11 protein-coding genes are annotated in these 11,321 nt (G+C 63.2%); 3 read left to right on the top strand and 8 right to left on the bottom strand.

What is annotated here, in order from left to right:
• The coding region (locus ACY69P_RS08865; RefSeq protein ID WP_462327210.1) for an ATP-binding cassette domain-containing protein at window positions 1–213 on the bottom strand (213 nt) is incomplete at its 3' end.
• Window positions 214–244: 31 nt separating this feature from the next.
• On the bottom strand, window positions 245–2,224 hold the full coding sequence (locus tag ACY69P_RS08860) for a TonB-dependent receptor plug domain-containing protein (RefSeq protein WP_462327209.1): 1,980 nt from the start codon (window positions 2,222–2,224) through the stop codon (window positions 245–247).
• A gap of 336 nt (window positions 2,225–2,560) precedes the next feature.
• On the opposite strand from ACY69P_RS08860, the gene ACY69P_RS08855 reads away from it, so the two are divergent.
• On the top strand, window positions 2,561–3,319 hold the full coding sequence (locus tag ACY69P_RS08855; RefSeq protein ID WP_459901140.1) for an SDR family oxidoreductase: 759 nt from the start codon (window positions 2,561–2,563) through the stop codon (window positions 3,317–3,319).
• A 78-nt stretch (window positions 3,320–3,397) separates the two neighbouring features.
• On the opposite strand, the gene ACY69P_RS08850 is transcribed toward ACY69P_RS08855, so the two are convergent.
• The 5 genes from ACY69P_RS08850 to larB form a co-directional block, all read right to left on the bottom strand.
• The gene (locus ACY69P_RS08850) at window positions 3,398–3,841 is read right to left on the bottom strand and encodes a hypothetical protein (protein ID WP_462327208.1); all 444 of its coding nucleotides are present in this window, start codon (window positions 3,839–3,841) and stop codon (window positions 3,398–3,400) included.
• Window positions 3,842–3,859: 18 nt separating this feature from the next.
• A complete protein-coding gene (locus ACY69P_RS08845; RefSeq protein ID WP_459901137.1) occupies window positions 3,860–4,150 on the bottom strand; it encodes a DUF4911 domain-containing protein in 291 nt (96 codons plus the stop codon).
• Complete coding sequence (locus tag ACY69P_RS08840; RefSeq protein WP_462327207.1) at window positions 4,147–5,220, bottom strand: M24 family metallopeptidase; 1,074 nt, start codon at window positions 5,218–5,220, stop codon at window positions 4,147–4,149. Before ACY69P_RS08840 ends, ACY69P_RS08845 begins: the two co-directional genes overlap by 4 nt.
• A gap of 156 nt (window positions 5,221–5,376) precedes the next feature.
• Window positions 5,377–6,141 carry an acyl-[acyl-carrier-protein] thioesterase gene (locus ACY69P_RS08835; protein ID WP_462327206.1) on the bottom strand — a complete coding sequence of 255 codons (765 nt, stop codon included), beginning with the start codon at window positions 6,139–6,141 and terminating at the stop codon, window positions 5,377–5,379.
• A complete protein-coding gene (gene larB, locus ACY69P_RS08830; protein ID WP_462327205.1) occupies window positions 6,142–6,945 on the bottom strand; it encodes a nickel pincer cofactor biosynthesis protein LarB in 804 nt (267 codons plus the stop codon).
• A 167-nt stretch (window positions 6,946–7,112) separates the two neighbouring features.
• On the opposite strand from larB, the gene ACY69P_RS08825 reads away from it, so the two are divergent.
• Together ACY69P_RS08825 and ACY69P_RS08820 are read left to right on the top strand one after the other, a co-directional pair.
• On the top strand, window positions 7,113–8,543 hold the full coding sequence (locus tag ACY69P_RS08825; RefSeq protein ID WP_462327204.1) for a sigma 54-interacting transcriptional regulator: 1,431 nt from the start codon (window positions 7,113–7,115) through the stop codon (window positions 8,541–8,543).
• Window positions 8,544–8,629: 86 nt separating this feature from the next.
• Window positions 8,630–9,823 carry a pyridoxal phosphate-dependent aminotransferase gene (locus ACY69P_RS08820; RefSeq protein WP_462327203.1) on the top strand — a complete coding sequence of 398 codons (1,194 nt, stop codon included), beginning with the start codon at window positions 8,630–8,632 and terminating at the stop codon, window positions 9,821–9,823.
• Window positions 9,824–10,045: 222 nt separating this feature from the next.
• Here the strand turns inward: ACY69P_RS08820 and ACY69P_RS08815 are convergent.
• Window positions 10,046–11,321 (bottom strand): carbamoyltransferase family protein (locus ACY69P_RS08815; RefSeq protein ID WP_462327202.1); only part of this gene is annotated, 1,276 nt, incomplete at its 5' end.

The following is an 11,321-nucleotide window of genomic DNA, read 5'->3' as shown; positions in this document are numbered from 1 at the left end:
CTGCTCCGGAACGGACGGAAAGCGCCTCATCTCGCCGCAGACGCGGCCGGACTCTATCAGCCCGGCCGCCGCCAGCAAAAAGGTGGATTTGCCGCACCCGGACGGCCCACACAGCAAAACGCACTCCCCCGACTTCACCGAAAAGTCAGGAAGGCGCCCTGCCTTGCCGCCACCGTGCGGCAAGAGGTGCGCGTAGCCGCGCACCTCCAGCACAGTCCGCTGCCCGCTCATCGCGGGGCTGCGGTTAGAAGTTCCATGTCACTCCCGTATAGACCTGACGGCCGGGACGCGGCAGGGCGTAGCCCTCCTCGTAATCCTCATCAAAGAGGTTGTCCGCACCGGCAAAGACCTCAAGGGTATTGTCCATGAAGCCCTTGGTCACGCGCAGGTCCACCACGTTGTAGGTGTTCATGGCCGTCTTTTCCGTCGCCTTTTTATTAAACGCCCAACTCCGGCCCACGTACATCCACGAGGCATAGACCGAGAAGTCCATGGGCAGGTCGTACCAGCCCTCCACCGTCACCTTGTGCTCGGGGCGGTGCTGAAGCTCGTCCAACGCGGCCTCGTCGGAGCGGTTTTCCGCGTCGAGGTAGGTGTAGGCCGCACGCAGACGCAGATTCTCGATGGTGGTATTTTCGCCAGCGACCTCCACACCCGTAAAGCGGTACTTGTCGTTGTTCTCGTAGATATCGGCCGTGCCGACCTTTTCGATGAAGTCTTCGGCGTCGATACGGAACAGGCTGAGGCTCAGGTCCGTCTGGATGGCCGGGATGGCCTGATCCACACCAATCTCGTAGTGCATGGTGCTTTCCGCGTCGAGGTCGCTGTTGCCGGAGTCCACGTCGTACAGCTGCTTCACGGAAGGAAAGCGCACCTTACGCGACACGGAGGCGCGCAGGGAGGTGGTGTCGAAGAGGTCATAATGCGTGCCGACAAGCCAGCTCCAATCGTCGGAGTCCGTCTCGTCGGAGCGGTTTTGCCCATGCATGCCCGCGCCCAACACCACGCCAAAGCGGTCAAAGGGGCTGACCTCGTATTCCAGCGCGGCGTTCCAGTAGCCCACGGCGCGGTCGTCTTCAATGACTTCCGTCTTGGAGGGCTTGTCCGGCTTCTTGGTGAGCGTGGACTTCCACGACGTCCGCTCCGCCGACAGCGCCGCCGTCAGCGCGCCGGGCGCGCCAAAGTCGTACCGCGCCTGCACCGCGCCGCCTACACGCTTGGTGTCGGACTCGTAGTCCTTGCCCTTTTCCTGAATATCGTAGTTGGCATCATCGTACTGCTTTTCCAGCTCGGACAGCACATTGGCATACACCCAGCCCTTGACGGTGAGAGGCATATCAAACTCATGCGTCACCCCAAGCTGCGCGCCAAAGCCCTCGGAATCGTCCATGCGCTCGAACTTGGCCTTTTTGGCAAAATCACCACTGGCGTCGGCGACATTGGGCTTGCCATAGGAGCCTTGGTGCATGTTGAGGGCGAGGCCGATGGAAGTGCCCTCTTCCGGGGTGATGACGGTGTTCACAAACATGGTGCGGCGGCTGCGGTCGGAGTTCTCGCGCCTGCCGCCGTCTTCCAGCGACTCGTCCGTGGCGTCGAAGGAATCCGACGTGTTGTAGCCATCGCGGTCATAGATACTGCCGGAGGCGAACACGCTCACGTTGTCATTGCTGCCGCCAAAGGTGGCCTGCCCGTAGCGCTCGTTGCCATCGCCGATGCGGGCGGTCACGCTGCCCTCGGCGTCTTTCCCGCCGCGCTTGGTGATGATGTTGATAACGCCAGCATTGCCGCCGGAGCCATACAGCACGGAGCTTGCGCCCTTGGTCACCTTGATGCGGGCAATGTTCTCCACCGGAACAAAGCCGGGGTCGAACTGGTTGTCAAAGGTGGAGTTCATGGGCACGCCGTTCAGCAGCAGGATGACCTGCCTCGTACGCATGCCGCGCATATCAACGCGCGCCGCGCCATCGGTGCTGGTGCGGATGTAGACCCCCGGCAACAGGCGCATGGCTCCGGTGAGGGACGTCACGCCCGCGGCCTTGATTTCCTGCGCGGTCACTTCGCTGACGTTGGTAACCTTTTCCACGCCCGTGGGCCCCTTGGCGCTGACGACAACCTCGCCCAGTTCAAAGACCGGCGTGTCGGCATCATCCGCGGCAAAGGCGGCAGGACACCACGCCAGCAGCGCGCACAACCCAGCGCACAGCACAGCTCTTCTTACGCTCATCTGTCCTCTCCCTCTTCTGGTCCGGTTCCCAATAGGCAGGCGGCACCCCAGACCACGTACAAAGACGTCCGCCCGCACAACTCCCCGGCATGATCACAAAAACCACACCGTCCGAACTGACTGTGCTACTGATTCAAGATCATAATCGTCAATATTTCTCACACGTTTCAGTAAGATAAACCTCTACAAACCAAAACAGACCATTTGTGACAGCGCGACGACAGTTCCGGGTGCCCTGCGGGAAGAGTGGCCCCAGCCTGTTGTGCACTGCCCCCATGATGCGGTACACCTTGCCCATTCATTTCATGCTCATGCAACCACAGAGGAGGATCCTCCATGTCTCAAACCGTACTCATCACCGGCGCCACTGCCGGATTTGGCCTTGCCACAGCCCGCCGCTTTGCCGCAGAGGGCTGGACGGTGGTCATCACCGGCCGCCGCAAGTCCCGCCTTGACGCCATTGTGGACGAACTGGCCCCGGCCAAGGTTCACCCCCTGCAGTTCGACGTGCGCGACAGCGAAGCCATTGAAGAGGCCCTGTCCTCCCTGCCTGAGGAGTTCAAAAACATCGACCTGCTGGTGAACAATGCCGGTCTGGCCCTTGGTCTGGAGCCCGCGCAGGAATGCCGCTTCAGCGACTGGGAAACCATGGTCGACACCAACATCAAGGGTCTGTTGTACATGACCCGCCTCATCGCGCCGGGCATGATTCAGCGCGGACGCGGCCACGTTGTGAACCTTGGTTCCATCGCGGGCACCTACCCCTACCCGGGCGGCAACGTCTACGGCGCAACCAAAGCCTTCGTGAAGCAGTTCTCCCGCAACCTGCGGGCGGACCTGCTTGGCACGCCCGTCCGCGTCACCAACATTGAGCCGGGGCTGGCGGAGAGCGAATTCTCCGTGGTCCGCTTCAAGGGCGACGCGGAAAAGGCCGCCAAAGTCTACGAAAATGTCTCCCCCCTCACCCCGGAGGACATAGCGGAGAGCATCTTCTGGGCGGCCAGCCAGCCTGCGCACGTCAACATCAACTCCATTGAGCTGATGCCCGTGCAGCAGGCCTTTGCCCCGCTGGCGGTCCACCGCGGCGACAGCTAACCCGCGCCATACACGCAAAAAAGGCCCGCACCGGATGCATCCGGTGCGGGCCTTGTCATATGTCTTTCGGGAGCGGGATTACGGCGCGGGCGTCGCCTCCTGCTGCACAAAGGTCACCCGCCGCACGTCGCGCGCGGCAAGGCGGAGCATACCCCACTTGGTGCGGCCATAAAAGTTCACCCCCGGCTCCACGCGCACCTTGCGGGTACTGCCGTCGCGGTAGGTGACCACGGCGGCAAGGGTCGGCTCATCGTACTGGAACTCCACACTGCGGATGGCGGCAAAGTCAATGCTGACCTCGGCCTTGCCGAGGGTGACCGGCACCAGCGTCAGCCCCTCTACGGAGAAGTCGCGCACGGTGTAGGACGTATCCTCGGCGTCCACCACCTCGGCGGTGAACAGCCGGTCCGGCTCGGGCACCTTGGTCACTTTTACGGACTGGCCCATGCTGCCCATTCCAAGACAGACAAGGCTCACCAAGGCCAACACGCTCACAATCGCCATTCTCCGGGTGCGTCCCATGCTCAGCCGTCCTTGTGGTTATTCTCCGGTGCAGGATTTGATAATGGTGAAGCCGAGTTCCTTGCGCATATCCTCAAGGAAGGTTAGCGCCTCGCGTTCCTGCCCTTTGGTATACACAAACTGCGCCACAGCGCTGTACCTGTCCACTGTACTCAAATAGGCCAAATTGTCATACCCCTCCAGAATAAACTTGAGGTACGCCATATCCGCCGGATTCATGCGTAAATACACGCGGCGCGAGCGCGCGGGGCGGATTGCCGCCTCCGCGTAGGCGCGGCTTTTGGCCTTTCCTATACGTCGTTTTCTCACAAAACCTCACAGCCGTCTTCGGTGACCAGCACCATGTGTTCCCAGCGGATGCCGCCCCACTCGGGATAATACAGCCCCGGCTCCGCCGTAACCACCATACCGGGGCGGAATTCGCCATCGCTTCGCGGCCCGACGCCGGGCTGTTCGTGCGTCTCCAGCCCCACGCCGTGGCCGAGGGAATGCGTAAAATGCTTCTCCGCGCCATACTTTGCAAACACGTCCACTGCAGCATCGTACGCCGCGCGGATAGGCACGCCGGGACGAATGACCTTGATGGCCGCGGCCTGCGCCTCGCGCGTTCTGTCGAGGGCGTAGCGGAAGGCGTCCGTTGGCGCGTCCCCCACCCAAAAGGTGCGGGTCTGGTCGGAGCAATAATCATCCACACGGCACCCCTTGTCGATGAGCACCGGGCAGTTTTCCGTGATGGTGTCCGCGCCGGGGATGGCGTGCGGCAGTGCGCCATTGGGACCAACGGCAGCGATGGTGGCAAAGGCCAGCTCGCTTGCGCCCTGCTCGCGGTAGCGCTTTTCAATCTCCCACGCCAACTGGGCTTCGGTGAGGCCGGGGCGCAGTACGTCGCGCTCCACCTGCTCAAAGACCTTGTGGTTCAGGGCGCAGGCGGCGCGCATGGCGGCGATTTCCCGCTCGTCCTTCACAAGGCGCAGCTTTTCCACCATGCCCGTGGTGGGCATCAGGCTCACGTGGCCGGACAGGTCCTTCCAAAAGCGGTAGCTGAAGCTCGTGCTCTCGAACCCCACAGGCCCGGTGCATTGGTCGCGCAAAAACGCACCGATGCTGTCGTGCCGGGGGGCCTTGTAGATAAACACACGCTCCGGGTCCCACAGCCGCGCGGCGGCGTCCACAAAGCGCGAGTCCGTCAACAGCCAGTCCTCGCCGGAGCGGGTCACCAGCACCATGCCCGAGGACTCGTTGCACTGCGGGTCGTGCAGTTCAAAGCCGCTCAGGTAGTATCTGTTGGCCGCAAAGGAGATGAGCACCGCATCAAGGCCATGCTCCACAAGCTTCATGCGCAGTCTGTTCCGGCGCGAGGCGAAAATGTCTGAAGTCATCAGTCGTCCTTTCCGTTGTCTGGTCAATGTGACGGGGAGCACGCTCCGGGATATCTTGTGCCGATACAGCGATGCGGAGCGCGAAAACACGCCGCGCCAACGCGGAGCCACGCTCCACGGGCGACCGCCTGCCCAGCGCGCCAAGCAGGCGCCCAATTATGCAATAGCGGCCTTCGGCCACGTGGTGGCAAGCCGGGCCACCTCCACGCCGTCCTCCTCGCGCACAAGGCTGTGCAGCACCCTGCCGTCCACACGCCCGGCGTGGGAAAGGAGCATCTGCCCCGCTCCGGCCTCGGCGCGGAAGGTGATATCGCAGGTCAGCGGACGCGCGGGCAGGTCCTCCGGGCGGGCCTCCATGGCCCACTCCACATAGTGGACATTGTTCACGTGGCCGTTGCTGTCGAGGTCGCTGCGCCGCGTCAGGATGCGGGCCGTGCGCTGCGTGGCGTCGTCCCCAAGGCGGGGGACCTTGCCTGCGGGCAATTCCACGCTGTGGTCCGGCGTATCCGGATAGGCGGCGGCCACGATGGCCGGTATGGGCGCAATGCGGCGGCTGGCAACATCAATGGTCACCCACACACTGGTGGCGACGCCAAGGCGCTCGCCATCGCGCCCGGTGAGCACAAAGTCGCGCCGCGCACGGGTACGCGTGAGGGACGCGGGCCATGTGGTCACAGTAACCGGCTCGCCAATGGCGGGGTAGCGGTCCATGGCGATATACTCGCGCACCAGCACCCACGCCACCCCCTCGGCGGCCAGCACGTCGTTATGAAAGCCAAGGTCTGCGGCGTGCCCCGCCGCGCTGTTCTGCAAAAAATCCGCAACGGCGGCAATATCACATATGTCGTCCACCCCGGCGTCGGCGATGCGCACGCAAAAGGGCATGTGCCCACGCGCCGGGGCTGTTTGCAATTCGTCCACTCAGTCCTCCGCTTTCGCCGGATTTGGCTTGGGCGCTCTGTGCACGGCGCGCACCACCTTGGCGGCGAAGGCCGCCGCGCCGAAGCCGTTGTCGATATTCATGACGGAAACGCCGGGGGAGCAGGAGTTGAGCATAGCCATCAGTGACGACACGCCGCCCATCTGATTTTCCCGGCCCGATGTGCTGGGTACCGCAACAATGGGCGGGGACACAAGTCCGGCAAGCACGCTGGGCAGTGCGCCGTCCATCCCGGCCACCACAATGAGCACCGCCGCACTCGACAAGGCCTCCAGATGCGGCGTCAGCCGGTGCACGCCCGCCACGCCAACATCCGTCACCAGCCCGCAGTCCAGCCCAAAGAACCGCGCCGCGCCGTAGGCCTCCAGCGCCACGCCCATATCCGAGGCCCCAGCCGTCACCACGCACACCTCGCCCCGCTGCGGATACGGTCCCTCAAGGCCCAAATCCGCACCAAGAATAAACATTCCGGACTGTTCATGGTAGATTCCACTAGGCAGACGCTCGCCGAGCGCGTAGCCTTTTTCCGGCGCCACACGGGTGGCTAGCGCAGGTTGGCCTGCATCCTGCAACCCACGAAGACAGGTTTCCAGTTGCGCCAAAGTTTTGCCAGGGCCGAAGACCACTTCACCAACACCGGTCCGGGCAAGGCGGTGCGGATCAAGGGTAACGCCGGCCGCCAGCTCCGCGATGGGCATGGCCGTAAAGCGCTCCAGCGCTGCATCGGGCGACAGGCCCCCTTCTGCTATCTGCGCAAAAAGGGCCAGCAGATCGGAACCGTTCATGGGTTCTCCTTTTTTGACCGTGTGTCCACGTTTTTGACGAGAGGCCGGCACCAACGCCGAGGGTGCGGCCCCTTCCCGCCATCAGACCGCCGCCGCGGCGGGAAGACACGTCCTCCTGGCGGCCAAACGATTGAAAATACTCGGCGGAAAGGATATTGACTTGTCTCATGTCGGGCAAGACCATACTTTTTCTGTCTAAACCCCAGTCCGTGACGGAGCTGTTTCCTGCCTTTAAGGAAGCAGGCATCACCGCGGGACTGGCCGAGAACCTTTCCGGCGCTCTTGACTTTATCGCCAAGAGTGGGCCGTGCGTTGTGTTTTCCGCCAGCACGCTGCCGGGCTACAAGGTCGACGACCTGCTGAGCCACGCAGCCACTGTGGCGGACTTTCCGCCCGTCATCGTTTTTACCGAGCGCGGCTCCGCATCCGAAGCGCGGCGCATCCTTGAGCTTGGCGCGCGCGACTACTGGCTGGAGCCCCTCATCTGGGAAAAAATCCGCGCCGTTCTGCCGCAGTCCAACGGCTCAAAGCCTGCCCCGCAGGCCGCAGAAGCGCCCGCCGCCTCCGCCAGCGGGTCCGGGTCCGGCGTCACCATCATTGGCCGCCACCCCGTCATGCGCCGCGTGCTGGCCCTTGCCGCGCAGGTTGCGCCCTCCAAGGCGTCCGTCCTTATCTCCGGCGAATCCGGCACCGGTAAGGAAATGTTCGCCCGCTTTCTGCACCACAAAAGCAAGCGCGACGGCGGCCCCTTTGTGGCCATCAACTGCGCGGCCCTGCCCGAACATCTGCTGGAAAGCGAACTCTTCGGCCATGAAAAGGGCGCGTTTACCGGCGCAATAAGCCGCAAGCTCGGCAAGTTCGAGCTTGCCAGCGGCGGCACCATCCTCCTTGATGAAATCACCGAGATGGACCTCGGCCTGCAGGCCAAGCTGCTGCGCGTATTGCAGGAAGGCGAAATCGACCGCGTTGGCGGCTCGGACACCGTCAAGGTGGACGTACGCGTGCTTGCCACCACCAACCGCGACATTGAGGAAAGCGTCAAGGAAAAGACCTTCCGACAAGACCTCTTCTTCCGCCTGAACGTCATCCCCCTGCGCCTGCCCCCGCTGCGTGAACGCGGCGAGGACATCATCCTGCTTGCGCAGTTCTTTGTGGACCACTATACCAAAGAATACGCGCTGCCCAAGCTGGCTTTCTCCGACGAGGCGCGCCAGTGGCTGCTGTCCTACGACTGGCCGGGCAACGTGCGTGAGCTGCAAAACCTCATGGAACGCGCCGTCCTGCTTGCCGGAGACGGACCCATCCGCGAGGTGCACTTTCTGCTGGATTCGGACTCCTGGCCCCTGCCGGAGGACGACGTTCTCGGCGCACTGCCCGAGGATGACGTGAACGCTGCCGCTGACGACGACTCTCCGCTGGAGGACGCCCTTGGCGCGAACGATATGCGCCTGCAGGACATTGAGCGCATAGCCATCCTCAAGCGGCTGGAGCAGACCGACGGCAACCGCACGCAGGCGGCGGAGCTTCTGGGCATCTCTGTGCGCACCCTGCGCAACAAGATCTCCGAATATAAAAAATTGGGACTGACCGTTCCCTGACGCAACACACGGGGAACACGGATACCGTAACGTAAGCGCCCTCTTCGCAACGGGGCGCTTGCGGCACTTGCAAAAAGGATAGAGCTATGCAGATTCTGGCCTCTGAAATTACGGAACATCTCAAGGGCGCATCCATGATCCGGAAGATGTTCGAGGCCGGGCTGGAACTCAAGGCGAAATACGGCGAAGACGCCGTGTGCGATTTCAGCCTTGGCAACCCGGACCTTCCCGCACCGCCCGCAGTGGGGCAGGCACTCTCCGACTTGGCCGCCGACGCCGACAAGCCCTTTACCTTCGGCTATATGCCGAACTCCGGCTATCCCTTCGCGCGCAAGGCCCTTGCCGAGTATCTTTCCGGCGAACAGGGTATCGCCATCGACGCGGACGACCTCATCATCACCTGCGGCGCCGCTGGCGGCCTGAACGCCATGTTCCGCGCCGTGCTTGAGCCGGGTGCCGAAGTCATCTGTCCGTCCCCCTATTTTGTGGAATATGGCTTTTATGTGGGCAACCACGGCGGCAACCTGCGGCCTGTGCCCGCGCGCCCCGGCACCTTTGAGCTGGACATCGACGCCATAGGCGACGCCATCACGGCCAAGACCCGCGCCGTGCTCATCAACTCGCCCCACAACCCCACCGGCGTGGTCTACACCCGCGAGCAGCTGACCGAACTGGCCGCCCTGCTCACCCAAAAGACCGAGGAATACGGCCGCCCCATTTTCCTTATCGCGGACGAGCCGTACCGCTTCCTCGCCTTTGACGGGGTGGAGGTTCCCTCCATTCTGCCGCTGTACCCCTACGCCGTCACCATCAGTTCCGTCTCCAAGAACCTCTCCCTTGCCGGAGAGCGCGTGGGCTACGTTGTTCCCTCGCCCAGCATGCCGGAAATGCGCGAGTTTATCGGGGCCATCACCCTGACCAACCGCATCCTTGGCTTTGTGAACGCTCCGGCCATCGGGCAGGTGCTTATGGCCAAGGCCATCGGCTCGCAGGTGAACGTCACCGTCTACGCCGAACGCCGCAAGGCCATGACCCGCGTGCTCGACGATGCGGGCTACAACTTCGTGATGCCTAAGGGCGCGTTCTACTTCTTCCCCGAGGCGCCCGGCGGGGACGACAAGGCCTTTTGCGCCGCCCTGCAGGAAGAGCGCATCCTCGCGGTGCCCGGCTCCTGCTTCGGCTGTCCCGGCCACTTCCGCCTCACGTTCTGTGTGGGCGAGGAAGTCATCCGCCGCTCCGCCGAAGGCTTCAAAAAGGTCTACGACCGCTTCGCCCAATAGCGCAGAGCGACCACACGCCACAACAAAGCCCCCGAGCCAACGCTCCGGGGGCTTTTTCTTTTGCTCGGCCCACCTGCCGCGCGGGGGCGCGCCACGTCTCTCACTCATGCCGTGCGCAGGGGCACGCTCTGGGCAAGCAGAACGCAGGCTGGCGGTATGGCGCAGGCGGCCCGGCCCCGCACGTTGTGCGCCTCGTCGCTTGGCCCCTCTCCCGCACATCCGTCAATCCAGTTCAAAGCTCTCGCGCCAGTCGCCATCCTCGTTCCACGCGGGTTGGCGCTCCTTCACAAAAACCATGTCGCCCATGACAAGGACGTCCATCTCCGTGCGCATAAAGCACGTATACGCGTCATCCGGCGTACATACGATGGGTTCCCCGCGCACGTTAAAGCTCGTATTCACCACCAGCCCACAGCCCGTACGACGCCGGAAGGCATCAATCAACGCCCAATAGCGGGGATTCGTCTCCCGGTGCACCGTTTGGATGCGTGCGGAGTAATCCACATGCGTCACCGCCGGAATCGTCGAGCGCTGGACGTACAGCCGCTCGTACATGGGCATTTCCGCGTAGCCCTCCGGCAGCGGCTTTTGCACGCCCTCAGCCACCGGGGCCACCACCAGCATATATGGCGACGGTCTATCAAGGTCAAAATTCGCTTGGCGTTCCTCATCCATCACGGACGGCGCAAAGGGCCGGAATCCCTCGCGGTATTTAATCTTCAGGTTCAACTTTTTCTGCATCTCCGGGTCGCGCGGGTCGCCGACGATGCTTCTGTTGCCCAGCGCGCGCGGGCCAAATTCCATGCGCCCCTGATACCACCCGACAACCTTGCCCTCGGCAATATACCCCGCCACCAATTCGCACAGCGCATCATAATCATCATGCGTTTCATACACCGCGCCAAACCGCCGCGCCGCGCGCAGTATCGCCCCGGCCTCAAACTCCGGCCCCAGATACGCCCCGCGCATAGCGTCGCCCTCCGGCGCCGGGCGCTCCTCGCCCTTCCAGATATGCCACGCGGCATAGGCCCCGCCCAGTGCGCCCCCGGCATCGCCCGCCGCAGGCTGCACCCACACGTCATCAAACACGCCCTCGCGGATCAGCTTGCCATTGGCCACACAGTTCAGCGCCACGCCGCCAGCCATCACCAAGTTGCTCTGCCCCGTCAGCTCCCGCGCCGTACGCGCCAGCCGAAAGACCGCCTCCTCCGTCACCTGCTGGATGGCTAGCGCCATGTCCATATATTCCTGCGAAATCTCCGTCTCCGGCTGGCGCGGGGCAATGCCAAACAGCCGCTGCCATTTGTCATTGCAGCACATGGTCAGGCCCGTGGCGTAATTGAAATACTCCATGTTCAGCAGCAGGGAGCCGTCCTCGCGCAGGTCCACCAGCTCACCGAGAATCCGCGCCTTCCACTCGCGCACGCGCTCGCTGCCGTCCCTGCCATACGGCGCAAGGCCCATCAGCTTATACTCGCCGCTATTCACCCGGAACCCG

This window comes from Desulfobaculum sp., assembly GCF_054921475.1.
This window is presented reverse-complemented; position numbering and strand designations above follow the sequence as displayed.

Excerpts from the sequence above, each read along its gene's own strand:
- ACY69P_RS08825 (WP_462327204.1), top strand. The coding sequence starts at position 7,113 with ATGTCGGGCAAGACCATACTTTTTCTGTCTAAACCCCAGTCCGTGACG.
- ACY69P_RS08840 (WP_462327207.1), bottom strand. The coding sequence starts at position 5,220 with ATGACTTCAGACATTTTCGCCTCGCGCCGGAACAGACTGCGCATGAAG.
- ACY69P_RS08820 (WP_462327203.1), top strand. The coding sequence starts at position 8,630 with ATGCAGATTCTGGCCTCTGAAATTACGGAACATCTCAAGGGCGCATCC.
- larB (WP_462327205.1), bottom strand. The coding sequence starts at position 6,945 with ATGAACGGTTCCGATCTGCTGGCCCTTTTTGCGCAGATAGCAGAAGGG.
- ACY69P_RS08850 (WP_462327208.1), bottom strand. The coding sequence starts at position 3,841 with ATGGGACGCACCCGGAGAATGGCGATTGTGAGCGTGTTGGCCTTGGTG.
- ACY69P_RS08855 (WP_459901140.1), top strand. The coding sequence starts at position 2,561 with ATGTCTCAAACCGTACTCATCACCGGCGCCACTGCCGGATTTGGCCTT.
- ACY69P_RS08860 (WP_462327209.1), bottom strand. The coding sequence starts at position 2,224 with ATGAGCGTAAGAAGAGCTGTGCTGTGCGCTGGGTTGTGCGCGCTGCTG.